This window comes from Photobacterium sp. GB-56, from assembly GCF_003026105.1.
Classification (GTDB): Bacteria; Pseudomonadota; Gammaproteobacteria; order Enterobacterales; family Vibrionaceae; genus Photobacterium.
This window is the reverse complement of the sequence record NZ_PYNW01000001.1, coordinates 56,523-81,230: the sequence shown is the minus strand read 5'-3', so window position 1 is coordinate 81,230 and position 24,708 is coordinate 56,523. Positions and strand designations below refer to the sequence as shown.

At 41.3% G+C, this 24,708-nt stretch carries 25 protein-coding genes; 11 read left to right on the top strand and 14 right to left on the bottom strand.

Going from position 1 to position 24,708, the window contains the following annotated elements:
• Positions 1-8: 8 nt before the first annotated feature.
• The 6 genes from nqrE to bolA form a co-directional block, all read right to left on the bottom strand.
• Complete coding sequence (nqrE, locus tag C9J42_RS00405; RefSeq protein ID WP_005370126.1) at positions 9-605, bottom strand: NADH:ubiquinone reductase (Na(+)-transporting) subunit E; 597 nt, start codon at positions 603-605, stop codon at positions 9-11.
• Between the two features lie 7 nt (positions 606-612).
• A complete protein-coding gene (locus C9J42_RS00400) occupies positions 613-1,245 on the bottom strand; it encodes an NADH:ubiquinone reductase (Na(+)-transporting) subunit D (protein WP_107205435.1) in 633 nt (210 codons plus the stop codon).
• Entirely contained in the window at positions 1,238-2,029 is a 792-nt protein-coding gene (locus C9J42_RS00395) for a Na(+)-translocating NADH-quinone reductase subunit C (protein WP_107245664.1), read from the bottom strand. Before C9J42_RS00395 ends, C9J42_RS00400 begins: the two co-directional genes overlap by 8 nt.
• Positions 2,019-3,263 carry an NADH:ubiquinone reductase (Na(+)-transporting) subunit B gene (locus tag C9J42_RS00390; protein WP_107205433.1) on the bottom strand — a complete coding sequence of 415 codons (1,245 nt, stop codon included), beginning with the start codon at positions 3,261-3,263 and terminating at the stop codon, positions 2,019-2,021. Before C9J42_RS00390 ends, C9J42_RS00395 begins: the two co-directional genes overlap by 11 nt.
• A gap of 3 nt (positions 3,264-3,266) precedes the next feature.
• A complete protein-coding gene (locus C9J42_RS00385) occupies positions 3,267-4,607 on the bottom strand; it encodes a Na(+)-translocating NADH-quinone reductase subunit A (protein ID WP_107205919.1) in 1,341 nt (446 codons plus the stop codon).
• Between the two features lie 572 nt (positions 4,608-5,179).
• Positions 5,180-5,491: a transcriptional regulator BolA gene (bolA, locus tag C9J42_RS00380; RefSeq protein WP_107205432.1), complete on the bottom strand. Its 312-nt coding sequence runs from the start codon at positions 5,489-5,491 to the stop codon at positions 5,180-5,182.
• 148 nt (positions 5,492-5,639) lie between these two features.
• On the opposite strand from bolA, the gene C9J42_RS00375 reads away from it, so the two are divergent.
• The 8 genes from C9J42_RS00375 (at position 5,640) to C9J42_RS00340 (ending at position 12,671) form a co-directional block, all read left to right on the top strand.
• Positions 5,640-6,764 (top strand): methyltransferase, encoded by a 1,125-nt coding sequence (locus C9J42_RS00375; protein WP_107287234.1) that lies wholly within the window; start codon positions 5,640-5,642, stop codon positions 6,762-6,764.
• 98 nt (positions 6,765-6,862) lie between these two features.
• Complete coding sequence (locus tag C9J42_RS00370) at positions 6,863-7,432, top strand: YajG family lipoprotein (protein ID WP_107245666.1); 570 nt, start codon at positions 6,863-6,865, stop codon at positions 7,430-7,432.
• Positions 7,432-7,983, top strand: a complete 552-nt coding sequence (locus tag C9J42_RS00365; protein WP_107205429.1) for a peptidylprolyl isomerase — start codon at positions 7,432-7,434, stop codon at positions 7,981-7,983. Before C9J42_RS00370 ends, C9J42_RS00365 begins: the two co-directional genes overlap by 1 nt.
• 43 nt (positions 7,984-8,026) lie before the next feature.
• Positions 8,027-8,395 carry a hypothetical protein gene (locus tag C9J42_RS00360; RefSeq protein WP_107205428.1) on the top strand — a complete coding sequence of 123 codons (369 nt, stop codon included), beginning with the start codon at positions 8,027-8,029 and terminating at the stop codon, positions 8,393-8,395.
• Between the two features lie 184 nt (positions 8,396-8,579).
• Positions 8,580-9,974, top strand: coding sequence for an MFS transporter (locus C9J42_RS00355; protein WP_107245668.1), 1,395 nt, complete (start codon positions 8,580-8,582; stop codon positions 9,972-9,974).
• Between the two features lie 321 nt (positions 9,975-10,295).
• Positions 10,296-11,048, top strand: coding sequence for an outer membrane protein OmpK (locus C9J42_RS00350; RefSeq protein WP_107205426.1), 753 nt, complete (start codon positions 10,296-10,298; stop codon positions 11,046-11,048).
• 116 nt (positions 11,049-11,164) lie between these two features.
• On the top strand, positions 11,165-12,061 hold the full coding sequence (gene panE / locus C9J42_RS00345) for a 2-dehydropantoate 2-reductase (RefSeq protein ID WP_233217679.1): 897 nt from the start codon (positions 11,165-11,167) through the stop codon (positions 12,059-12,061).
• Positions 12,054-12,671, top strand: a complete 618-nt coding sequence (locus C9J42_RS00340; protein WP_107205424.1) for a DJ-1 family glyoxalase III — start codon at positions 12,054-12,056, stop codon at positions 12,669-12,671. Before panE ends, C9J42_RS00340 begins: the two co-directional genes overlap by 8 nt.
• 88 nt (positions 12,672-12,759) lie before the next feature.
• Here C9J42_RS00340 and thiI read toward each other — a convergent pair whose 3' ends face one another.
• The 3 genes from thiI to pomA all read right to left on the bottom strand — a co-directional run bounded on the left by thiI (position 12,760) and on the right by pomA (position 16,272).
• Positions 12,760-14,211, bottom strand: coding sequence for a tRNA uracil 4-sulfurtransferase ThiI (gene thiI, locus C9J42_RS00335; protein ID WP_107205423.1), 1,452 nt, complete (start codon positions 14,209-14,211; stop codon positions 12,760-12,762).
• A 364-nt stretch (positions 14,212-14,575) separates the two neighbouring features.
• Positions 14,576-15,499 (bottom strand): flagellar motor protein MotB, encoded by a 924-nt coding sequence (locus tag C9J42_RS00330; RefSeq protein WP_107205422.1) that lies wholly within the window; start codon positions 15,497-15,499, stop codon positions 14,576-14,578.
• 11 nt (positions 15,500-15,510) lie between these two features.
• Positions 15,511-16,272, bottom strand: coding sequence for a flagellar motor protein PomA (gene pomA / locus C9J42_RS00325; RefSeq protein ID WP_107205421.1), 762 nt, complete (start codon positions 16,270-16,272; stop codon positions 15,511-15,513).
• A 347-nt stretch (positions 16,273-16,619) separates the two neighbouring features.
• On the opposite strand from pomA, the gene xseB reads away from it, so the two are divergent.
• Genes xseB through dxs form a run of 3 tightly spaced genes read left to right on the top strand, consistent with a single transcriptional unit; the run spans position 16,620 to position 19,647 of the window.
• Positions 16,620-16,865 carry an exodeoxyribonuclease VII small subunit gene (gene xseB, locus C9J42_RS00320; protein ID WP_005370105.1) on the top strand — a complete coding sequence of 82 codons (246 nt, stop codon included), beginning with the start codon at positions 16,620-16,622 and terminating at the stop codon, positions 16,863-16,865.
• A complete protein-coding gene (ispA, locus tag C9J42_RS00315) occupies positions 16,855-17,757 on the top strand; it encodes a (2E,6E)-farnesyl diphosphate synthase (RefSeq protein ID WP_107245671.1) in 903 nt (300 codons plus the stop codon). The genes xseB and ispA overlap by 11 nt, the downstream gene beginning before the upstream one ends.
• A 24-nt stretch (positions 17,758-17,781) precedes the next feature.
• Positions 17,782-19,647: a 1-deoxy-D-xylulose-5-phosphate synthase gene (gene dxs, locus C9J42_RS00310; RefSeq protein WP_107287233.1), complete on the top strand. Its 1,866-nt coding sequence runs from the start codon at positions 17,782-17,784 to the stop codon at positions 19,645-19,647.
• A 93-nt stretch (positions 19,648-19,740) separates the two neighbouring features.
• Here dxs and C9J42_RS00305 read toward each other — a convergent pair whose 3' ends face one another.
• The 5 genes from C9J42_RS00305 to ribE form a co-directional block, all read right to left on the bottom strand.
• Positions 19,741-21,828: a hypothetical protein gene (locus C9J42_RS00305; RefSeq protein WP_107287232.1), complete on the bottom strand. Its 2,088-nt coding sequence runs from the start codon at positions 21,826-21,828 to the stop codon at positions 19,741-19,743.
• Positions 21,829-22,015: 187 nt separating this feature from the next.
• A complete protein-coding gene (pgpA, locus tag C9J42_RS00300) occupies positions 22,016-22,504 on the bottom strand; it encodes a phosphatidylglycerophosphatase A (RefSeq protein ID WP_107205417.1) in 489 nt (162 codons plus the stop codon).
• Positions 22,505-22,513: 9 nt separating this feature from the next.
• Entirely contained in the window at positions 22,514-23,497 is a 984-nt protein-coding gene (gene thiL / locus C9J42_RS00295) for a thiamine-phosphate kinase (RefSeq protein WP_107205416.1), read from the bottom strand.
• Between the two features lie 132 nt (positions 23,498-23,629).
• The gene (nusB, locus tag C9J42_RS00290) at positions 23,630-24,100 is read right to left on the bottom strand and encodes a transcription antitermination factor NusB (protein WP_005370080.1); all 471 of its coding nucleotides are present in this window, start codon (positions 24,098-24,100) and stop codon (positions 23,630-23,632) included.
• Between the two features lie 2 nt (positions 24,101-24,102).
• Positions 24,103-24,573 (bottom strand): 6,7-dimethyl-8-ribityllumazine synthase, encoded by a 471-nt coding sequence (gene ribE / locus C9J42_RS00285; RefSeq protein WP_006646664.1) that lies wholly within the window; start codon positions 24,571-24,573, stop codon positions 24,103-24,105.
• Positions 24,574-24,708: the final 135 nt, after the last annotated feature.

The window sequence follows — 24,708 nt, the reverse complement described above, 5'->3', positions numbered from 1 at the left end:
TATCCTGATTACAGCTGTACGCCAGAGAAAGACATGAAGCCTAACGCCATCAAACCTACGGTGATAAAGGTAATACCTAAACCACGAAGACCTGCCGGTACATCTGAATATTTCATCTTTTCACGAATACCCGCAAGTGCAACAATTGCAAGCATCCAACCCGTACCTGAGCCGAAGCCGTATACGATAGATTCTACAAAGTTGTAATCACGCTGTACCATGAACGATACACCACCGAAGATTGCACAGTTAACTGTGATCAACGGAAGGAAAATACCTAGTGCGTTATATAGCGGCGGGAAGAAGCGATCTAGAATCATTTCTAGGATCTGTACTAACGCTGCGATAACACCGATGAAAGTAATAAAGTTCAGGAAGCTAAGGTCAACACCTTGAACTAATGCACCATCTTTCAATAAGTAAGTGTAAACAAGGTTGTTTACAGGTACTGCAATCGTAAGTACTACGATTACGGCAACACCCAGACCAAACGAGGTCTTAACTTTCTTAGATACCGCAAGGAATGTACACATACCTAAGAAGAAAGATAATGCCATGTTCTCGATAAAAATCGAACGAACTAATAGGCTAAGATAATGTTCCATGTTCCCCTTACTCCTTCGCTTCTACTTGTTCTGGACGGAAAGTACGAATCACCCAGATCATGAAACCAATTAGGAAGAAAGCAGACGGAGCTAACAGCATTAGACCGTTAGGCTGGTACCAACCACCATCAGACGTTAGTGGTAATACTTGCATACCGAATAGCTTGCCAGAACCTAGTAGTTCACGGAAGAAAGCAACTGTAATCAGAACAAAACCATAGCCTAAACCGTTACCAATACCATCTAAGAAAGACGGAAGCGGTGGTGATTTCATTGCGTATGCTTCTGCACGACCCATTACGATACAGTTAGTAATGATAAGACCAACGAATACAGATAGCTGCTTAGAGATATCGTATAGGTACGCTTTTAGTACCTGATCTACCACGATTACTAGTGATGCGATAATTGCCATCTGAGCAATGATACGCACGCTGTTCGGGATTTGATTACGTACAAGTGAAACAAATAAGTTAGAGAATGCAGTTACTACTGTTACTGCGATTGTCATAACAAATGCTGTTTCTAGCTTAGTGGTTACCGCTAGCGCCGAACATACACCAAGGATTTGAAGGGCGATTGGGTTATTACTAATAAAAGGTCCAAATAGGATCTTTTTCATTTCTTTAGCATCAGCCATTATTCAGATCTCCTGCACGTAGCTTAGCAAGGTAAGGACCGAAGCCTTGAGCACCAAACCAGAAGTCGAAGGTGTGCTGTACACCATTACTTGTTAATGTTGCACCAGAAAGACCATCAACATCGTGTTCGCTACCTGCTGGTGCGCCACCTTTAACAATCTTAATTGCAGGCTTGAAGTTCATATCGTACAACTTCTTGCCAACGAACTGCTCACGCCAAGTTGGGTTTTCAACTTCACCACCCAGTCCCGGAGTTTCAGCTTGATCGTAGTAAGTAATACCATCAACAGTGTTACCGTCCATACCAACAGCAACAAATGCGTACATCATTGACCATAGACCGTTACCGTGGATAGGTAAGATAACTTTGGTTGTTTGACCTGCAGCATCTTTAACAAGATATACAGTCGCAACGTTAGCACGACGAATGATCTTCGCTAAATCTTCGTTCGCTGGAAGCTTAGTAGATTCAGCTGGATCTTTCGCTGCTGCACGCTGATCATATTGTGCCGCAGTTTGACCATCAACCTCAGAAACGTATTCACCGGTTTTAATGTTAACAAGCTTAGGCTCGATGAACTTACCGTATGTTTCTTTAACGTTCGTTGTTGGTGTTAGCAAACCTGCAACAGAAAGAATATTACGCTGTACGTCAAGTACCGCATTTTCTTCTTGCTTAGGGCGTAATGAAACAGCTGCTACTGATACGATGATTGAACACACTAGGCTCAATACAACAACAAAAAGCAGCGTTCTTTTCATGCTATCTTTATTACTTGCCATGGCGAGCCAGTCTCCGTTTGATATTGCCTTGAACAACTAGGTTGTCAAATAGAGGTGCAAATAAGTTAGCGAATAGAATCGCTAGCATCATGCCTTCTGGGTATGCAGGGTTAACTACACGAATCATTACAGCCATTGCACCGATCAATGCGCCATACCACCATTTTGCTTTGTTGGTAAACGCTGCAGAAACAGGATCCGTTGCCATGAACATCATACCGAATGCAAAACCACCTAATACAAGGTGCCACTGCCAAGGCATGCTGAACATTGGGTTCGTATCAGAACCAATGATATTAAATAGCGTTGCTGCTGCAATCATACCGATCATCGTACCGGCAATAATACGCCATGAAGCAATACCCATAACAACGATGAATGCACCACCGATCAGGATAGCTAATGTTGATACTTCACCAATAGAACCTGGGATATGACCGATGAACGCGTCCATCCAAGTAATTGTTTGACCCGTGATAGTGTTAACAACACCTGCTTCACCACCTTGAGCCCACTGACTTAGCGGAGTCGCGCCAGAGAAACCATCCGCCGCAGTCCAAACTAGATCACCAGAGATCTGAGCTGGGTATGCGAAGAATAGGAACGCACGACCTGCAAGTGCAGGGTTAAGGAAGTTACGACCAGTACCACCAAAAATTTCTTTTGCGACGACAACACCAAAGGTAATACCTAGTGCTGCTTGCCAAAGCGGTAATGTAGGTGGAACGATCAAGGCGAAAAGAATAGAAGTTACAAAGAAACCTTCGTTAACTTCATGCTTACGCACTATACAGAACAACACTTCCCAGAAACCACCCACAGCAAATACTACTGCGTAGATAGGTAGGAAATATGTTGCACCAAGCAACATCTTACTGCCCCAACCTGCGTCAACGGATAATGTTCCGCCTAGCATTTGAGTAAACCAGTAATGCCAATCTGCAGCAATAATGGCTGTTAGCTTGTCAGCTGTGTATAGGTGGTTAAGACCAGCAATAGCTTGATCACCCACGTTGTACATCCCCCAGAACATTGCTGGGAAGACCGCAAGCCAAACCATGATCATCAGACGCTTAAGGTCGATGCTGTCACGAACGTGCGCAGAAGTACGCGTTACTTGACCTGGTGTGTACATGATAGTTGCAAACGCTTCATATAGCGCAAACCAACGTTCATGCTTACCACCAGGTTCAAAGTGATGTTCAATATCTTCGAGGAAATTCTTGAGACCCATGAATTACCCTTCCTTCTCAATTTTGTCCAAGCACTCACGTAGCAATGGACCAAACTCATACTTACCAGGGCAAACAAATGTACATAGTGCTAGATCTTCTTCATCTAGTTCTAATGCACCAAGTTGTTGCGCGCTGTCTGAATCACCAGCACATAGATCACGAAGCAGTAATGTCGGCTCGATATCTAGTGGCATTACTTTTTCGTAATTACCGATAGGTACCATTGAACGCTCAGAACCATTCGTTGTTGTTGTCATATTAAACAACTGACCAGGGAAGAACTGGCTTAAGAATGTGCGAGTTACAGAAAATTTGTTTTTACCAGGTACAATCCAGCCCATGAATTCTTTTTCATAGCCTTCACGCAACGCCGACACTTGTAAGTGATAACGACCTAGATATGCATGTGGACCTTCAGCTTTTACACCGTTAAGCACAGAGCCAGAAAGAACACGCAGTTGACCAGGCATCATTTCTGAATCAGTCAGTTGCTCAAGAGAAGCACCAATGCGAGTACGCACTAGACGCGGCTTATTAACAACAGGGCCTGCAAGAGAAACAACGCGATCTGTATATAGCTCACCTGTTAGGAATAACTTACCGAACGCAATAACGTCTTGGTAATTAATACCCCAAGCAATGTGATTTGCATCTGCACCATAGAGCATGTGAATGTGCGTACCAACAAGACCCGCTGGGTGCGGACCGTTAAATACGTGTTCTTCAACATTTGCTTCTGATGAACGCGGAAGACTAGCACCAGACTTACAAACGTAAACTTTACCGCTAGTTAGACGAGAAAGAACCGTCAAACCTGCAATGAAAGCATCACTTTGTTCATTGATGATAACTTCTGGATTCGCAGCCAATGGATTGGTATCCATAGCCGTCACAAAAATAGCTTGAGACTCAGATCCAACAGCTGGAACCTTGCTAAATGGACGCGTACGAAGCGCAGTCCACATACCTGACTCAACCAATTGATCGACAACAACAGCACGATCTAGTTGAGCAAGTTGAGCTGACTCATACTTGTTAAATGTGATTTGCTCATCGCCTTCGACATCAATTACTACAGATTGAAGAACGCGCTTAGCACCACGGTTAATTTCCGCTACCTTGCCACTAGCTGGAGCAGTGAACTTAACGCCAGGATTCTTTTTATCTTCAAAAAGAACCTGACCTTTTTTCACTACATCCCCTACGCGAGCATGCATTGTAGGACGCATACCAACATATTCTTCGCCAAGCAAGGCGACTTTAGAGATGGCATTACCATCATGTATCGCCTGGGTAGGAGTCCCTGAAATTGGGATATCCAAACCCTTTTTTATTGTAATCATACGCACTTGCACTACATTAAAGGGAAAAAAGAATTTTCTATTGCGCAATTAAGACACGACTTTTCACAGTTCGAAATCGGTCTACAAGTGAATTTCACTTGCCAAGTACCAATACCGCAACATCTAGTTAACTACCTCACCACATCCATTAGCGGCAAGTAGTTTTTCAAGGCGGCGATTCTACCACTAACCGCGTTGTTTTTTCTATGCCAATACGCGCGATTCCGACTGAAAACCAAGCAACAATTGAAGCGCAATAGTTTAATAACTCAATAAGTTTGATGAAGCGCACATTTATTAAAAATAACGCCATTCGACCTTGCATTTATTTTCAGGTCTGTTTTTAACATAAATGTCATCATCACTTTTATTGAGATAATCAAATTAATACATACCGTTAACAAGTGAGTGTTATTTGAATCATCACCTAAAATTAGATTAAATATTGACCGCGATGATAATTTTTAACAAATTTAGATGCTAGTTATAGATTCGCACTCAGTTTTATATTACCGACAAATAATAAAAAAGGCCGTTATAACAACGACCTTTTATTTAATATATTTCACTAATTATCCAATTTGTGAACCACCACGACAAGATGGTGATGCAGGTGCTGCCATTAGCTCAGACCACTCCGCTTCAGTGTAAGTGTGAATAGCTAGAGCATGAATATCATTTGCCAATTCATCGGCCAACACACTATTAATAGCACGATGCCTTGCGATTAAACGCTGGCCATTAAATTGAGCACTCACAACGACAACTTTAAAATGACTCTCAGAGCCAGGGGGAACATTATGCATGTAACTTTCATTAAGCACTTCTAAATGCTTAGGTGCAAACGCATCATGAAGTTTATGCTCGATACGTTGTTGGATCATATTTACTTTACCTCCGCTCGCAATATCGCACTATTGCCAAATCTTTCTCTACTTTATTCTTGTTCTGATGTCGTATTTCCTTTGCACTCGCGTGGTGTTCTGCGAAAATAGCCGACTATTTTGTAAACATACCTGAAAGTTATCCGCAATGAAACCAGAGCTAACCTTACACCAACGCACTCTATCGCTAACTCGTTTTCCAGTAAGGAAAAATGAAACTCTGCAAGCATGGGATGCTGGCGATGAGTACCTGATCAATTATTGCAACGATCTGGAACTCGACCCTGAACGTCCAATTCTTATCATGAACGATAGCTTTGGCGCATTAAGTTGCTGGTTTTCAAATCAAGCACCTGTCACAAGTGTGACGGATTCTTTTGTCTCTAAACAGGCATTTATTGCTAACTTAGAAAACAACCAATTACCAATGATTAATATTGTTGATTGTCTTTCAAAATTGCCTAACAACCCTCAGTTAATTTTGTTAAAGCAGCCTAAAAACAATCGGTTATTAAGCTGGCAATTACAACAATTATGTCACTTACTTCCTGCTGATTGCACTATTATTGCGGCAGGTAAAGTAAAAGAGATTCACTCTTCAACCTTAAAGCTATTTGAAAAGTTTTTAGGTGAGACCAAAACATCACTAGCCGTTAAAAAAGCGCGATTAATATTTTGTAAAACCAATCCTAACTTAGCAAAGCCCCTACCCCGCCCTACGCAATGGGAGGTGCCTGAGCATAAGTTAACAATCACTAACCATGCCAACGTATTTTCTAGTGATAGCTTAGATATTGGTGGTCGTTTACTGCTAGATTTCATTCCACAAGATGCAAAGTATAAAGATATTATCGATCTTGGTTGTGGTAATGGAGTGATCGGTATTAAAGCTGCACAATTAAACCCACAAGCTAACGTTGTTTGTGTCGATGAAAGTTTTATGGCGACTGCATCATGCCGTGAAAATGCAGATTTAAACTTAGACAATCCTAACCAATTACAAGTAGTAACAGCTAACTGCTTAGATAACTTCCCACTTGATAGCGCTGACTTAGTCTTATGTAATCCTCCTTTCCACCAGCAAAATACCGTTACTGATCATATTGCTTGGCAAATGTTCTGCGATGCACAACGAGTATTACGTCAAGGTGGCGATCTGATCGTGATCGGGAATAGGCAATTGGGTTACCATGAAAAGCTAAAACGTGTCTTTGGTAATGTAAAACTTATCGGCCAAAGTAATAAATTTGTGGTTTTACAATCGTCAAAATAATCTAACGTGTTTATGACGTTAATTTATTGCTTGTGATATTTAATACGACATTGATTTTTCGTTTATATTTAAACAACGAATACAAGGAAATGGAGAGCATGAAAAAATATATTGTGATTGCCGCAGCATTATTACTAAGCGCATGTGCAAGCCGTCCTGCGCAACCACCACTCGCTTTAACATTAACGCCAGTTTTAGCACAGCAAGCCACATCACAGCTTGCAGTACAACTATCAAGCAAAGATGATCGTAATCATAACTATATCGCCATTGTTGATAGTGGTGCGACCAATGTTGAAGAGTTTCAACCGGAAAGTAATATTGCATCAACCTTTCAAGCTGCATTAAAAAAACAATTTGCCAGCGAAGGAATTACTGTAAACACTGCTTCAACGTCAAATATTGCTATCAATATTCAGCAAGCCTTAGTCAAGGTAACCCAAGGCTTAGTTAAACATGATATTGATAGCCAACTTCAAATTGAACTTGTTGTAACTACACCAAAAGGTACTTTTAGTAAAAAATATTCTGCTCGCTCTACCAAGCAAGAACCTTTTAAAGTGACACGCGAAGAAATCGCACAAAGTTTAGAGAAAATGATGAATTCAGTGCTTAAAGAGATCGCCAAAGATGGCGAATTGCATCAATACTTAACGGAGAATGTTTAATGTCACGTTTTTTACTTGCGCTATGTTTACTTATCGCTTTACCTGTCAGTGCTGCAACACAGGTCTTAGTAACAACAAATTTAGGGGATTTTACGATCCAACTAAATGAAGAAAAAGCCCCGATTAGTAGTAAAAACTTCTTACGCTATGTTGAAGAAGGTAATTACAACGGGACGATTTTCCATCGTGTTATCCCTGGCTTTATGGCTCAAGGCGGTGGTTTTGATAAAGACATGGTTAAACGTCCAACGCATGCTCCGATCAAAAATGAAGCAAGTAATGGATTGAAAAACGACACCGCAACTGTTGCTATGGCACGTACGCAAAATCCAAACTCTGCGACTAACCAATTCTTTATTAACTATAAAGACAATGCATTTTTAAATGCTGCAGGTAATAATCCAGGTTATGCGGTATTCGGTAAAGTGGTTAAAGGTTTTTCTGTTGTACAAGATATGGCTAAAATCCCAACGGGTTCTAATCGTGCAACAGGTATGCAAGATGTACCACAGCAGCCTATAATCATTGAATCAATGAAAGTTATTAAATAAATTGATTACGTCACCTGTGCGCAATCAAGTACAGGTGACGTATATGATCACACCTCTCTACCAACCGTCTGTTTTTCATCGTCAAAATAAACGAATTCAGCAGTTTATTTTTGAGCAAGCCCCTTCTTTTGCGCTGTCTACTATTGCAACTATTGAGGGCGACGTTCCTTTTTATCATCTAAAAAATGATGCCCATGAATGTCTTGCTCAGTGGTGGGACATGAATATCGCTGATAAAGATCCAATCGATGATTATGAAGCTACTTTTTGGCTATTACTTCAATACGTTATAAAGCTCGAAGATTACCAATTGCTAGGCAACATTTATATTCAACAAAAAATCACCAATCACGCTTATTACTTACTCAATCTTGCCCCTTGCCCTGAACTAACACAGATCCAGCGTCCTTAAATATTTACCCTTAAATATCAACCTACTTTTACGGTTTATGAATTAAAAGCACAAGTTGTTGTCGAACTGATAATGAAGCAATGCACACTAGGCTTATTGCTGCTAAGATCTGATTTATAAAGAAAAATAACAGTTTTATACTTTGCTAAGTATCAATGGTCGATACTTGTGTTACGAGGAAAATATGGACAAAGCCATACAACAAAATAATACCACCGGTTGGCGTGTGTATTTAAACCCCAAAGCATTGATCATGTTCGCGCTAGGGTTCTCTTCCGGCTTACCTATTTTATTAGTCTTTGGCACCCTTTCATTTTGGTTACGAGAAGCTGATGTTAGCCGAACCAGTATCGGTTTTTTCAGTTGGGTAGCCCTTGCTTATGGCTTTAAATGGGCATGGTCACCACTTGTGGACCGTTTTCCTTTGCCCATTTTTTCTCGATTATTTGGTCGACGTCGTGGCTGGATGTTATTTTCGCAGCTGATCATTATTTTATCGCTATGTGGTATGGCGACCAGCAACCCACAAACTGATCTTCTTCAATTTGCCTTATTTGCGATTGTTGTCGCCTTTGCTTCTGCGACACAAGATATCGTCATTGATGCATTTCGTATTGAACTTGCTACCGTACGTTTACAAGCCGCATTATCTGCAACCTATATGGCAGGCTATCGATTAGCGATGATCATGGCAGGAGCTGGCGCACTGGCTTTTGCTGCATGGTTCGGCTCTGATAGTGGTTATGATCCTGCAGGCTGGAAAGCCGCTTACTTTATCATGGCGGGTATGATGTCAATTGGCGTGATCACCACCCTCTTTGTTAAAGAACCAAAGATCGACAGCTCATCAATTCAAAAAATCGAACATAACTACCAACAAAAATTACAGCAAAAAGGGATAGGTAAAAAACAAGCAAGACTCGCTGCGTGGTTTTATACCGCTGTCGTCATGCCTTTCCAAGACTTCTTTCAGCGCTATGGTAAAAACGCACTACTGATCTTATTGCTCATTAGTTGTTATCGCATTTCTGATGTGGTGATGGGCGTAATGTCTAATGCGTTTTATGTTGACATGGGCTTTACTAAAAATGAAGTGGCGTCTATTTCAAAAGTCTTTGGGGTGATCATGACCTTAGTGGGCGCTGGTTTAGGCGGTATTCTTGTCAGTAAATTTGGCACCTTACGTATTCTTGCCTTAGGCGCTTTATTATCCGCAATGACCAATCTATTGTTTATGGTATTTACCTATGTTGGTAATAACCTCGAGATGTTAACTTTAGTTATTTCAGCAGATAATTTAGGTGCAGGTATTGCAACCGCAGCTTTCATCACCTTTATGTCTAGCCTAACCAATGTGGCTTTCTCTGCAACCCAGTACGCATTATTTAGCTCTATTATGCTACTTTTCCCGAAATTTATTGCGGGATTCTCTGGCGTTTATGTCGACCATTTCGGCTATAACATCTTTTTCCTCACCACCGCATTGATAGGTATTCCAGTATTATTTTTAATCAAACTCGTTGCTAAGAATGATGCTTTAACCCTTCCTGAAACAACTGATACGTTGGAAGAAAAATAACCTCACCTATGATAAGTAAGGTTTCTGTTGAAAACGGAAGCCTTAACTTACCTTTCTCATGTAAATTGCGAATTTTTGCTACCAAAAAAATTAGCACAGAGTATTAAAGTCAAAAAAAGTTCATTTAAATCGCAATATAAATTCAGATTCATCACATTTTTAATGTAAATGTAATCGATTTCAGCCGATCACGATCACAAAAAGCAAAGGTTTGCGCAAACGTTACATTCCCAAACGAGATATAAAACACTAGAATCAGCGCCAGAAAAACGGGGCGGCCAAAAATCCCTATATTTAGACCATATTGAGTGAGATAAAAACATGCGCAAGTCACTAGTAGCTTTAGGCGTTTTAACAGCAGCATCAACATTCCCAGCACAAGCAGAGTACTTGTATGGTTTTGGTGATATGAGCGTTAACTACTTAGATTGGTCTAACGGTACAGAAGAGCGTGCTGGTCACCAAAAAGACTTCTGGTACTTAGAACTTGAAGGTGGTGCTGGTTTTAGCTGGGGTGAATTATACGGTTTCGCTGACTTAGAAAATGCAGATCAAGGTTCTGATAAAGCACGTACATCGGTTAAAGGTACAATCGCTTACAAAACTGGTATTGCAGAGCTTCGTCTATACGGACAAGTTTACAACACGAACAGCGATGGCTTCACTGCACAAAATAACGTGCTAGGTCTATCTTACGCATTCAACGGTGATGGCTGGTTCTTCAACCCATTTATCGGTTTCCACCACACAATGACATCTGCTGATTGGAAAAATCCTTCATCTTTTTCTGGTATGAATGGCGGTATGTTTGGTTGGGTTGCAGGCTACAACTTTAATGCATTCGGCGAAAAATTCATGATCAGTAACTGGCACGAGTCTGAGTTTGGTCGTAATGACAACTACATGATCGTTGCAGGTGAAGGCGATGATGTAAGCGCAAACGGTGCACTAGCACTATGGTGGAACGCAACGGATCACGTAACAACAGGCATTCAGTACCGTTACGCTTACAACAAGCTAGGTACTAAAGGCAACCAAAATGCTGTAATTTACTCAGTTAAATATAACTTCTAATCAATAAGTTATTGAGTAATTAATGAGAAAAGGCGCTATATCAGCGCCTTTTTTGATCCTGCACTATTTGAACAATGTTACTATCTACATCAATATAGTTAACAATGGATTGCAGTGTGAAAATCACAATATTGGGTGCAGGCGCAATCGGCTCATTATGGGCTATCGCTTTGCAACCGCAACATGATGTTCAAGTTTGGACCCGTTCATCCATAACCCGCTATCCACTCACGTTTCAATCTTTGAGTGGTAAAGTAAGAACTTACTGTTTCGATGCTAATCACATAGATCATTTACAACAAAGTGATTTACTCCTTGTGACAGTAAAATCGTTCCAAGTCATCACCGCCTTACATCCCCTTATTAACGATCTTTCAGCGCGATGCAAGATAGTGATCATGCACAATGGGATTGGAAGCCATGACGCTGTTAAGCAACTCTTTCCTAAACATACTATTTATTATGCCACCACATCCCATGCTGCTTTAAAAACAGCTGAAAGTACGCTACGCCATACAGGGCTTGGACAAACGTTTATTGGCCCATTGTCCTCTGTCATCTCCACTGATAACTCCATCGCTGACATGTTCAATCAAGCATTATCACCGTGCTATTGGCAAGATGACATCATGGAGCCATTATGGAAGAAACTCGCCATTAATTGTGCAATTAATCCATTAACAGCCATTCATCAATGTACTAATGGTGAGCTTGCTAATGAAGGCTATCAAGCCCAATTAATCCAAATTTGTAATGAAGTCACGCTCGTTATGCGAGCAGAAGGCTACAGGATAAAAAATGGTGAGCTTTATCAACAGGCACTCACGGTAATAAAAGCGACCGCTGATAATTATTCTTCAATGAATAGAGATGTTTTTTATCAGCGCCCAACAGAAATCGACTATATTACTGGCTATCTTATTCACCAAGCGAAAATATTCGATATTGCTGTGCCTGTGAATACCCAGTTATGGCAAACCATCACATCAATGGAGTCCTCATATCATGCTTGAACCAATAACAACTGCTCCTCGCGTTGCTGTTTGTCTTGCTCCTGGCAGTGAAGAAATGGAAGCAATTAATACAATTGCGATTTTAAAGCGGGCTGGATTTGAAGTAACGATTGCAAGTACCGCAGAAGATGGCGCACTAATTTTAGAAGGATCTCGCGGGATCAAGCTCGTAGCAGACGTGCCTTTGATCAATGTTGCCGATGAGCCATTTGATTGCGTGGTGTTACCCGGCGGTTTAAAAGGCGCGGAACATTTTCGTGATAGCCCACTGGTAGTTGAATTTGTAAAGCAGCATCATTACGACGGTAAACTGATCGCCGCGATCTGTGCAACGCCTGCGGTGATGTTTATTCCACATCAAGTGTTCACACATTCAATCATGACATGTCATCCTGCTTTTCAACATCATATACCAACACATCAATTACGCGTTAAACGTGTGGTGTATGATAAAAATACACGTCTATTAACCAGTCAAGGCCCCGGAACTGCACAAGAGTTTGCGCTAGAGATAGTGACGCAACTGGAAAATAAAGCTAAAGCGGCTGAAGTTGCAGAGCCTATGGTTGTATGGCCGAATATGCATTACGACGTATTACCACGTACTTAATCTGTTGAGACTAAGTAATAGAAACTCGCCCGATAACAAAAAGCCTCGCAATTGCGAGGCTTCTTTTATTTAGACAAAGCGATAGCTATTATAAAGGACGGTAAACTTTTACGTTCTCGAAACCATTCTCTTTTAGGTACAGCGCCTGAAGGCGGCTCATCACACCACGATCACAGTACAGAAGGTACGTCTTATCTTGCGGTAAGTCACCGAACTGCGTTGCTAGCTTATAGAAAGGTAAGTGCTTAACTTCGATGCCTTCAAGCTCTAATGGGCTTTCATCTTCTTCATCTGGGCTACGAATATCAAGTACAATGGCATCACCAGCGACCTGCTCAACTAATTCAACTTCAGGAGCTTGTTCTTGGCTTTGCTTTTCGATGTCACGAATATCCATCACACGCGCCTCATCAACAACACGATCAAGAATAGAGAAATCAAATTTGTCTTCTTCAATTTCAAGCTTCGCTTTGACCGCTTTTACTGTTGGGCTCTTAGAAATCACGCCACAGAACTCAGGCATGGTTTTCGCAAAGTCTTCAGTGCCGATTTCACGTGCAACATTGATGATATCTTCTTTATCCCAGTTGATCAGTGGACGAAGAATTAGGCTATCTGTTACGCCGTCAATATGACGAAGGTTAGTTAATGTTTGGCTTGAAACCTGACCTAGCGCTTCACCCGTTACCAATGCTTCGATACCGAATTTATCAGCAACTTTACCCGCAGCACGCATAAACATACGCTTAAGGATAACGCCCATTTGACCATCGTCGACTTTCTCTAAAATCTCACCAACAACAGGTTCAAAATCAATCGCGATAAATTTAACTTTTGCTGAAGAACCAAACTTGTTCCAAATATAATGCGCAACCTGCTTAACACCGATCTCGTGTGCAGGACCACCTAAATTAAAGAAACAGTAATGGACTTTACTACCACGTTTGATATGCAAGTAGCTTGAAACACCAGAATCAAAACCACCAGAAATTAAACTTAATACATCTTCTTGTGTACCTAGCGGGAAACCGCCTAAACCTTTATGGCGGAATAATACAAGGTTCAATAGATTATGTTCAATTTCAATGTTAACTGTCACATCAGGCTTTTTCAGTCTTACTTTTGCAGACTCGATAGCTTGATTAAGACCACCACCGACATAACGCTCAGCTTCAATCGAAGTAAAATCATGCTTACCAACACGCTTAGCACGAACACAGAATGTTTTACCTTCCAGCTCAGGGCCAACAAGCGCTAATGTTTGCTCAAAAACATTATGAAGATCAGTAAATTCCGTTTGCTGTACTTCAAGGGTATGGTGAATACCAGGTGTCTGCGTCAGAATCGCTAAAATCATATCGCGCTTTGATTCATCAGATTCATTAATTTCCAATGAAAAACGGCGGTTATAAACGCTAACAGACTCTGACTGGCGCTTTAAGATGATGCGTAAATTAGACTCAAGAATTTTGATAAAACGCTTACGCACTGAATCACTTTTAACAAAAATCTCTGGGTGTGGCTTAACAATAAATTTCATAACACGCTTCGCTTCACAGGGCTTACAGTACAGAATCAATTCATTAACGGATGATTTTTAACAGATCATATCGTGAAAATTGACAGAGAGTACCAAACGGAATTAAAGGCGCGAATTATACAGCAAGCTACCGACCACTGAAACAAAGATATGAAAACTCACGACGTTATCTTCGATTAGACTTACCGCATGTTATTGGCTTTCAATTATATTTACCTTAGTCATGATCATCTCTGCCAGCAACTCTCATCGACGAAATTCAGCGTAAATATCTTAAGCTCTTGATAAACAGCCACTCTATTTGCCCCAATAAAAATGGCAGCACTAGCGCTGCCATTATGGTAATAACCTTAAGTACTACAATCTATTGAGCACTAAAGTTACTGCTGATCTCATCACTAAAATGCGGTTTACCTTGCATGATAGATATTTCCACTCGACGGTTTTTAGCTTGCCCTTCTCGAGTTTTGTTATCAGCAATTGGCTGAGTATCTGCCAATCCAACCACCCGCATTTTTGTATGATCAAACCCTTCTACTTTTTCCATTTCTTGCGCTACTGACACTGCCCGCTGCGCTGATAAATCCCAATTAGAACGGTATAACTCTGAATCCAATTTATCACTCGCGGTATGTCCCGTAACTCGAATAATGCCCGGCACATCTTTAACGAGCATCGCAACTTGGCGTACTAATGGCTTAAATTTAGGTTGTAAAAACGCCGAACCTTCTGGGAACGAACCTTTTTCACGAATACGAATTACCAACTGCTGGCCAAGATTCTCAATTTCTATAATTTTGTCACTGATCTCACGTTCTAATGCTTTAGTCAGTATCTCTTTTAGTTTCTCTTGTATTTGATCGGCTTCAGATTCGTCATTTTCATTATTTTGTGTCGCCGTTTTTTTACTTTGTCCACCTGTTAGTTTACCCGCATCACGTTGTGTGCCCCCAGCTCGATCAGACTCGCCTTCGTGAAAATCTAATGAACGCTGCGTCATATCAATCGTTTGTTGCATAATCACTTCGATTGGCGTTGGCTCAGGCCGGCCTGGCCTAAACTCTTGCGCAATAACACTCGTACCTTTAGGGATATCATTAACTTCAAGCATATTTTGCACCCCGAAAGCGTATTTCATTGAACCTGCAATTTGCTTAAATTTCAGTACATCCATTTCAGAAAAAGAAAGTAGTAACACAAAGAAACACATTAATAGTGTGGCAAGATCAGCAAAGGTCGCCATCCATGGAGGCGCACCTTTTTTACATTTACAAGATTGCTCTTCCATAAAACTGTCTCTTACTCGTCAAGGATCACACTACGTTTCTTCTCATGAAGGTAGTTTTTCAAATAACCATCAATCACTCGTGGATTCTGCCCATCCTGAATTGCCAGCACGCCATCTAAGATTAAACGCTTATTTAAACGCTCTTGCTCTTTACGCAAGGTTAATTTATCCGCGATAGGTATCGCTACCATGTTTGCCAACATCGAGCCATATAGCGTCGTTAATAAGGCAACGGCCATTGCAGGACCAATAGCTTTCGGATCATCCATGTTAGAAAGCATGGCAACCAAGCCAATAAGCGTACCTATCATTCCCATAGCAGGCGCAACATCACCAAAGGAGGAGAAGATCCCTACCCCTTGTTCATGGCGTTCATTGGTTAATGAAATATCTTTTTGTAGCGTGACGCGAACCACATCAGCATCATGGCCATCCACCAGCATATCAATGCCTTTACGCATAAAAGGATTCGTAATTTCCATCTCTTCTAATGCTAAAAATCCACCTTTACGCGCCGCATCAGCCATTTCTACAATTTTGGCAATTAACTCTTCTGGATTATCAGTCTTAAACATAAAGGCTTTAATGGCGATTTTTGCAGCACCAAAAAATTGCCCAATGTTGTATTTCATTAACACAACAAAAGTACTGCCGCCTAATACAATCAAAATCGATGATGTATCGTAAAACATAACCAGATCGCCGCCGAGCAGCATAGCCATAACAATGAATGCGAATGCACCAAGCAATCCTATAAGCGTCGCCAAATCCAAAGCATGATCCTCTTTTGCTAGGTAAAAATAATGGCTTGCGTTTATTGAACATCAATCAACACATCTGAATCTATCACTGAGATAATACGCTCTAAAGACAGCCAAAACTTTAAAGCCACCGCCATATTCACTATTTCGCTAAGGCACTTCTTAGCATTAAATGATGAATGTCATCAGCAAAGTAACTCTTTATCGACCAATTCAGCTTTTCATTTAGCTTTTTATTAACCAATTAATGAAGACTATTTATTAAAATTACTGTCAGCGACACAGATTCCTGTGACATAATTTGACCCCAGTAATTCTCTACGTTATTTTTCGTGCACTTAGATAAGAGTGAAAATGATATGGCAGCAAAAAAACCAGAAAATATGGCATTCGAAGCCGCCCTTGATGAGCTAGATGCCATTGTCAATGAACTAGAATCTGGCGATATCCCACTGGAAGATGCGCTAAAAAAATTCGAACGAGGTATTTCTCTTGCTCGCAGCAGCCAACAAAAGCTGACACAAGCTGAGCAACGTGTAGAAATTTTGCTTCAGGCAGATGATGAAGCTCCACTGACTGATTTTGAACCAAGCCATGACCAATAGTTCTTCTTTATCGCTATCCCTTAAGTGCTATCAACAACGTAGTAATGACGTATTAGCAAACTGGTTATCAACTCAACCATTTGCAGATAAAGCCCTACTTAAAGCCATGCAATACGGAACACTGCTGGGTGGCAAACGTGCGCGTCCTTTTCTAACCTATGTAACCGGTGAAATGTTAGGGGTAACTCAGGACTATCTTGACACGCCAGCCGCTGCGGTTGAGTGTATTCATGCGTACTCATTAATCCATGATGATTTACCTGCGATGGATGATGACGCATTACGTCGTGGTCAACCCACTTGTCATATTGCGTTTGATGAAGCCATTGCCATTCTTGCGGGTGACGCACTACAAACACTGGCTTTTGATATTTTGGCGAATGGACAATTGAGCCAAGATGGCAACACCCAACGTATTGCTATGGTAAGTGAGCTTGCAAAAGCATCAGGCGCTGCCGGAATGTGTCTAGGGCAAGCCTTAGATCTTGATGCTGAAGGTAAACATGTTGGATTAGAACAACTAGAATTAATCCACCGACACAAAACAGGGGCTTTGATTCGCTGTGCCGTCCGCTTAGGAGCATTAGCTGCTGGTGATAAAGGCGTAGCAATTTTGCCGCAACTTGATCAGTATGCAGAAGCTATTGGCCTTGCATTCCAAGTGCAAGATGACATTTTAGATGTGATCAGTGATACCGAAACCTTAGGTAAACCACAAGGTTCTGATCTTGCCTTGGATAAAAGTACCTATCCAGCCTTGCTTGGCTTAGATGGTGCACAAGAAAAAGCACAACTACTTTATCAAGAAGCACTACAAGCATTAGCGGCTATACCCTACAATACATCCCAATTAGAAGTTTTTGCCCGATATATTATCGAACGCAAAAGCTAAATCAGTATAAGCGCCGACACTGTTATGACTTTGGATATCTCAAAATACCCTCATCTGGCCCTCGCAAACACGCCTGATGAATTACGATTATTGCCAGCTGAAAGCCTTCCACAAGTATGCGATGAACTTCGTACCTATTTGTTGAAATCTGTGAGTCAGACCAGCGGCCACTTTGCCTCCGGACTCGGTACAGTCGAGCTTACCGTTGCGCTTCACTACGTCTACAATACGCCTTTTGATAAAGTTATATGGGATGTTGGTCATCAAGCCTACCCACATAAAATTTTAACAGGACGTCGTGATGATATGGCAACCATTCGCCAAAAAGGCGGTTTGCACCCATTCCCATGGCGCGGTGAAAGTGAGTACGACACACTTTCGGTTGGTCACTCATCAACTTCCATTAGTGCAGGTCTAGGTCTCGCGATTGCAGCAGAAAAAGAAGGCCTAAATCGCAAAGTTGTTAGCATTATTGGCGATGGCGCTATCACCGCAGGCATGGCGTTTGAAGCGATGAACCATGCTGGTGATGTTCACAGCGATATGCTAGTTATCTTAAATGACAATGAAATGTCGATTTCTGAAAATGTCGGCGCGTTAAATAATCATTTAGCCCATTTACTATCGGGTAATTTCTATACCTCTATTCGTGAAGGTGGTAAGAAAGTTCTATCCAATGCGCCTCCTATCAAAGAAATGGTAAAACGCGCAGAAGAGCATATCAAAGGCATGGTTGTGCCAAGCACTATGTTTGAAGAGTTAGGCTTTAATTACATTGGCCCTGTTGATGGCCACGATGTGCATGAGCTTGTTAAGACACTGAAAAACATGCGTAACCTAAAAGGCCCACAATTTCTTCATATTATGACGAAAAAAGGCAAAGGTTATGCGCCAGCTGAAGCGGATCCAATTAATTACCATGCCGTTCCTAAATTTGATTTAAGCCAGAAACCATTACCCAAAGCGAAGGATGCAAGTCCGACGTTTTCTAATATTTTCGGTGATTGGCTATGTGATATGGCCGCTATTGATGACAAATTGATGGCTATCACACCGGCTATGCGTGAAGGCTCAGGTATGGTGCGCTTTTCTAAAGAGTTCCCAGATCAATACTTTGATGTGGCGATTGCTGAACAACACGCGGTGACACTGGCAACGGGCATGGCAATTGGTGGTTATCATCCTATTGTCGCTATCTACTCAACTTTCCTTCAACGTGGATATGATCAATTAATTCATGATGTTGCTATCATGGATCTTCCTGTGATGTTTGCCATTGATCGTGCAGGCTTAGTCGGTGCTGATGGTCAAACCCACCAAGGTGCATTTGATATTAGCTTTATGCGCTGTATTCCTAACATGGTGATTATGGCACCGAGTGACGAAAATGAATGTCGTCAAATGCTCTATACTGGTCACCAATACCAAGGACCAAGTGCGGTCCGTTACCCTCGTGGTTGCGGTATGGAGGTCGATGTCGATCCTACAATGACAGAGCTTGAAATCGGTAAAGGTATCATTCGCCGTGAAGGTGAAAAAATCGCAATTTTAAACTTTGGCAGCATGCTCGGCTATGCATTAGAAGCAGCAGAAAATTTAAATGCGACTGTTGCTGACATGCGCTTTGTGAAACCGCTTGATGAAGCCTTAGTACTTGAATTAGCAAAAACTCATGATGTTCTTGTAACTGTTGAAGAAAATGCGATTGCTGGCGGTGCGGGTAGCGGCGTTATTGAATTTTTAATGAAAGAGAAGACACTGAAACCAGTACTGAATATTGGTTTGCCTGATCGATTCATTGAACAAGGAACACAAGCTGAACTGCATGAAATGTTAGAAATTGATGGTGCGGGTATCGAAAAGCAAATTCGCACTTATTTAGCTAAGTAATTTCACCGTTCAAATAAGCACTATGAAAAAGGTTTTCTCTGTTATTAAGCAGGAAAACCTTTTTCTTTATTAGCCTTACGTTTATTGTTCATCTCAGCCCTTCTCAACTTTCTTTAAAATCACACCCTCATAGCCATTGACTTCAACATACTGTGTCGGCTCACCGAGTGAACCATCGTAATTTACTTTTTGATACAGGCCAGATAATGGTACACGTATCGAATCAACTTGATAAAATTCAGCGTGATTACGGTATTTAGAACCGCGATATAGCACTAACCCTTGCGTATATTGCCGCGCGATAACCCCATCTTTAGGAACATCGTCAAACCACCCTGTTCGATATAACCAAAACCAATTCGCAGGCTCTAATGCAATATCTCCAAACTTTGTCTCATCCGTTGCTACTTTTCCTGTTTTAGATAGCCATTTAACCGCTTCAAAGCCGTTAGGTATGGTCGTTGGTTTACCAATATCAACCGATAATAACTTTTGGGGCTGATACGCCCAATTCTTAGGCTCTCCAGTGCGATACCAAATGGTTTTATTTAGCTGTTTCGGATCGGCATGGGTGTTATTACTGCCATAAATAAAGGTTTGATTCCAGCTGTGGTAGTAGGTTTTATTGGGAATATTAAACAGATAGTACAGGGCTAATCCGGTATAGATATCGTCTTCCCATGCTTGCTGAATTAATGGTGTTTGTTGACTTTTGCCACCGCGAGTTGTGGTCATTATTAAGCTTTTATCGCCGAGTGCTGCTAACGCATAGCTGTCCCAATAGGATTGTAATCGCTCTAAGCCAATTGCAGGGCTTAAATAATGCTCTCGTAACCAAACATCCACCACCCCCCTTAATTGCTTTGGCCAATCAGGGTATTCCCACAAATTAAGCTCAGAAATATTAGCAGATAGCCACTGACTGTCCGTAGTCGATTTAACTAAATCAAGAAAATCAGACATTTTCGCTGCATAATATCCCGCCGCTTTTGAGGTGCCAGCTCGAATCGGCGCTTCTAATATTTGTCCGCCAAATTGAACATTAAATTGGTTAGTACTGAACAATTTGGCCATATCATCATTGTAAGCACCGGTTAAACCTTGACGTTTCCAATCATATTTATACCAATTAGCATGATTTTGATTAAAAGAGTCATCATTAAAATTAGTCCGATACCAGCAACTGCCCGCCCACATTTTTCCAGTAGGGATCACTCTAGCTTGATGTTTAAATCTCGCACTTGCCGCTTGATTAGCTCTTACTAAAAACTCATCATCATCAACATAACCATCACCATTAGGATCGTTTTTAGGATCCCAACCAGGAAACAACATCGTCGCTGTGGATTGCTGACCAGATGTATTCACAACGGATAACCAAGGCTCAATATTAACGCCTTTCACTTCCGCCTTGCTCTTCCAGTTTAAAACGACTACCCAACTACGATACCCCGCCTTTAATGCCTTATTTCCAGTATTCAGCTCACGTCCTTGGAACCTAGCGTTTGTCGGTAACCAGCGCTGGTTAATATGACCAAACCATTTACCTTCTCGTTGAATCCAATGTACATCTGCTTTTTCTAAACCACCAATATCACCATCATCATTTACTCTCGTGATCCGTAATTCAGGATGCTGATTACTATCAATGACGATATTTTCAAACGGGTAAGCAGCATGAAAAATAATTTGTTCATTATCATTAACGGTTAAAGGAAAACGCGCAGTCAAGAAGTCATTATTTCGAATAAGAATACTTAACATCGATTCGCCATTTAATAGGTAATCTAACCCTTGGCTTTGATCAGGAACGGTAAGTTGAGTATCATTTTTATAATGCATGTAGCCCTTTTCAGGATCGTGCCCATTCAGGTAAGCATGGCGGTGAAGCCACCCTTGCTGTTCATCTGGGCGACAATCAAGTTTGTGTACGTAGATATAACCCATCGCAATGGTCTTTTGATTTAAATCGACATCTTGTAAGCTACCAAATACAACATCAGCATGATCCGCTTCCCAGCGCCTAACTTCTTTAATCGTATTTAATTCCGATATTGCGGTTGGCTGTTGCCAGTTTCCCGTTAACACCCAAGCCGTTTCCGTTGATGGATAAACTTGTCCATCAGCCATCGAAGCAACGGTTAATAAACCAACACTGATTATTTTCAGATAGGTACTCATAGAGCAATCCCTTCTCTCTATCTACATAATTTGAGACTAGTTAAACCGTCAGATTTATGATGAAAAATAAATGATTTTATTAGGAATGCGACACATTATATTTTGTAAAAATTGAGGAGATAAAAACAAAAAAAGCTGCACGAATGCAGCTTCTAAATCAATTTTATAATGTGATCGTTAGGTTTAACTAAAAACCAAGCCAGTAGCCAACCACCCATAACGCAATCATTGCCATGAAACCGGCAAGAATATCGTCAACCATAATGCCAAAGCCACCTTTAACATGTTTGTCTAGCCAGCTAATTGGCCATGGTTTTACCATGTCGAAGAAACGGAATAAAATAAAGCCCGTTAATACCCACTGCCATGTGGCTTCTGGGGCGATTGCCATTGTGATCCAAAAACCAACAAATTCATCCCACACAATACTGCCATGATCATGTACCTGCATATCGTTAGAGGTGATGGTACAAATTTTTATACCAATCAACGCAGCAATAAACACGACAACTAAGTACCAGCTAAAAGGTAACTGTGCTAACAGTAAATAGAGTGGAACAGCAGCTAATGTACCCATCGTGCCAGGCACGTACTTCGCTAAACCACTACCAAACCCTGTTGCTAATAAATGCCAAGGGTTACTCATTTTCAATAAATCTTTAGGATTTGTAGACACGCTGATACCTTACTTATTTGAACTCATAAAATGATCCCACCCTGACACTTGCCAATCAATAGGCTCACCTTGTTGTAATAAAACAATACCACTAGATTGAGTTAACTGACCAATACGAGACACTTGAATACCTTTTGCCATCATTAAAGATTCAACTTCAAGACATTGATGCTTCGGTACAGTAAAACACAATTGGTATTCTTCACCGCTGCTTAATGCCAATTGCTGCGCTTGCTCTGGTGTCGAACAATAGGCGATTAGCTCAGAAGATAAAGGAAGCTGCTCGATATAAATTTCAGCTCCGACACCTGATCGTTTAACTATATGATCTAAATCTGCAATTAAACCATCGGAAATATCTAACGCAGCAGATGCAATACCACGCAATGCAATTCCTGCTTCTACCTGCGGTGTCATCATAAAATGACGTTCTTTTAAGGCATAAGACAGAGCAAGATCATGATATGGTTTGTCCGTTAATAATAACGCTAAACCTGCTGCGCTATCACCCAATTGACCGGTCACATATATTGAATCACCTACCTTAGCACCACTACGTGTCAATGCTTGCCCGTTAGGAACAAACCCTTGAACCGTTAGAGTAATACTGAGAGGACCTTTGGTGGTATCCCCACCAATAAGTTGAACATTATACTGCTCAGCTAATTGGAAGAACCCCTCACAAAACTGATTTAGCCAATGCTCATCAAACGTCGGTAGTGTTAACGCCAAAGAAACCCAAGCAGGCGTTGCTCCCATGGCGGCTAGATCACTTAAATTTGAGGCTAATGCTTTATGTGCGACTAATTTAGGATCAGCATCTTGCAGAAAATGCGTGCCGGCAACTAACGAATCGGTACTGATCGCTAATTGACACCCTTCTGGAACACGAACTAATGCGCAATCATCACCAATCGCAAGATCAACATCTTCTCGCTTAACATTCTGGTGTTCAAAGTACCGCCCAATTAAATCAAATTCACCTTGTGCCATAATCGTTCAACTCATCCATTATCAGCCACCATTATAATGCCCTTATCTTTACGATTGCTTCATATCAACACAATAGATAAAAAAAAAGCCAGCTAAGCTGACTTCTTTTATCTAGTTTCGTTACTTCGAAAATTACTTTTCTTTACGAAGTGTTGGTGCAGCTTTATCAAGTACACCATTAACGAACTTGTGGCTATCTTCCGCACCGAATAGCTTAGCTAATTCGATTGCTTCGTTAATAACAACTTTAAATGGTACGTCTTCACGCTTAACCATTTCGTACATTGCAAGACGAAGTAGCGCAAGTTCCATCTGATCAAGATCCTGTAGAGGACGAGATAAGTATGGACGCATCTTGCTATCAAGTTCTTGGTGGCTTAGTACTACGCCTGTGAACAGATCACGGAAGTAGCTAACATCAGTATGTGGTGCAGCAAGAACTGGCGCATCAGCTTGATGTTCTTCTTCTTCAAACTTATCGCCAGAAAGAAAATGTTGCTCAATATCAGCAACATTACCTTTCGTAAGTTGCCAAGAGTAAATAGCTTGTACAGCAAACTGACGTGCATTACGACGTGCGGCTGGTTTCACAGTAACCCCCATTATTAGGATTCGATTTGGGACAGGACATTAACCATTTCGAGCGCGCTTAGTGCAGCCTCTGCCCCTTTATTACCAGCCTTGGTACCGGCACGCTCAATGGCTTGTTCAATAGAATCTACAGTCAAAACACCAAAAGCAACTGGAGTATTATACTCAAGTGCGATTTGTGCTAGACCTTTATTACACTCACCGGCAACATAATCGAAGTGCGGTGTACCGCCACGAATAACTGAGCCTAGAGCAACGATTGCATCATAACGGTCGCTTTTAGCAACCTGTTGAGCAACAAGTGGTAGCTCGTAAGCACCAGGACAACGAACAACAGTAATGTTGTCTTCGCTAACCTGTCCTTGACGTTTCAGCGCATCTAATGCACCTGAAAGTAAGCTTTCGTTAATAAAGCTGTTGAAGCGTGCAATTACGATAGCAACTTTTGCGTTTGGTGCCGCGATGGCGCCTTCAATTACCTTCATGGGCCTTCCTGTGACTATGTCTTTCCGGTTTGAGAAACCGCGGGAGTCTATCACACTTTGCAATATCTCTGCTATGGACAACCGTCGGTTTCAACAGATTTGTTAATATTTATTGCTTATCTGTCCTTGATTCGA

Excerpts from the sequence above, each read along its gene's own strand:
- nqrE (WP_005370126.1), bottom strand. The coding sequence starts at position 605 with ATGGAACATTATCTTAGCCTATTAGTTCGTTCGATTTTTATCGAGAAC.
- C9J42_RS00400 (WP_107205435.1), bottom strand. The coding sequence starts at position 1,245 with ATGGCTGATGCTAAAGAAATGAAAAAGATCCTATTTGGACCTTTTATT.
- C9J42_RS00395 (WP_107245664.1), bottom strand. The coding sequence starts at position 2,029 with ATGGCAAGTAATAAAGATAGCATGAAAAGAACGCTGCTTTTTGTTGTT.
- C9J42_RS00390 (WP_107205433.1), bottom strand. The coding sequence starts at position 3,263 with ATGGGTCTCAAGAATTTCCTCGAAGATATTGAACATCACTTTGAACCT.
- C9J42_RS00385 (WP_107205919.1), bottom strand. The coding sequence starts at position 4,607 with ATGATTACAATAAAAAAGGGTTTGGATATCCCAATTTCAGGGACTCCT.
- bolA (WP_107205432.1), bottom strand. The coding sequence starts at position 5,491 with ATGATCCAACAACGTATCGAGCATAAACTTCATGATGCGTTTGCACCT.
- C9J42_RS00375 (WP_107287234.1), top strand. The coding sequence starts at position 5,640 with ATGAAACCAGAGCTAACCTTACACCAACGCACTCTATCGCTAACTCGT.
- C9J42_RS00370 (WP_107245666.1), top strand. The coding sequence starts at position 6,863 with ATGAAAAAATATATTGTGATTGCCGCAGCATTATTACTAAGCGCATGT.
- C9J42_RS00365 (WP_107205429.1), top strand. The coding sequence starts at position 7,432 with ATGTCACGTTTTTTACTTGCGCTATGTTTACTTATCGCTTTACCTGTC.
- C9J42_RS00360 (WP_107205428.1), top strand. The coding sequence starts at position 8,027 with ATGATCACACCTCTCTACCAACCGTCTGTTTTTCATCGTCAAAATAAA.
- C9J42_RS00355 (WP_107245668.1), top strand. The coding sequence starts at position 8,580 with ATGGACAAAGCCATACAACAAAATAATACCACCGGTTGGCGTGTGTAT.
- C9J42_RS00350 (WP_107205426.1), top strand. The coding sequence starts at position 10,296 with ATGCGCAAGTCACTAGTAGCTTTAGGCGTTTTAACAGCAGCATCAACA.
- C9J42_RS00340 (WP_107205424.1), top strand. The coding sequence starts at position 12,054 with ATGCTTGAACCAATAACAACTGCTCCTCGCGTTGCTGTTTGTCTTGCT.
- thiI (WP_107205423.1), bottom strand. The coding sequence starts at position 14,211 with ATGAAATTTATTGTTAAGCCACACCCAGAGATTTTTGTTAAAAGTGAT.
- C9J42_RS00330 (WP_107205422.1), bottom strand. The coding sequence starts at position 15,499 with ATGGAAGAGCAATCTTGTAAATGTAAAAAAGGTGCGCCTCCATGGATG.
- xseB (WP_005370105.1), top strand. The coding sequence starts at position 16,620 with ATGGCAGCAAAAAAACCAGAAAATATGGCATTCGAAGCCGCCCTTGAT.
- ispA (WP_107245671.1), top strand. The coding sequence starts at position 16,855 with ATGACCAATAGTTCTTCTTTATCGCTATCCCTTAAGTGCTATCAACAA.
- dxs (WP_107287233.1), top strand. The coding sequence starts at position 17,782 with ATGACTTTGGATATCTCAAAATACCCTCATCTGGCCCTCGCAAACACG.
- C9J42_RS00305 (WP_107287232.1), bottom strand. The coding sequence starts at position 21,828 with ATGAGTACCTATCTGAAAATAATCAGTGTTGGTTTATTAACCGTTGCT.
- thiL (WP_107205416.1), bottom strand. The coding sequence starts at position 23,497 with ATGGCACAAGGTGAATTTGATTTAATTGGGCGGTACTTTGAACACCAG.
- nusB (WP_005370080.1), bottom strand. The coding sequence starts at position 24,100 with ATGGGGGTTACTGTGAAACCAGCCGCACGTCGTAATGCACGTCAGTTT.
- ribE (WP_006646664.1), bottom strand. The coding sequence starts at position 24,573 with ATGAAGGTAATTGAAGGCGCCATCGCGGCACCAAACGCAAAAGTTGCT.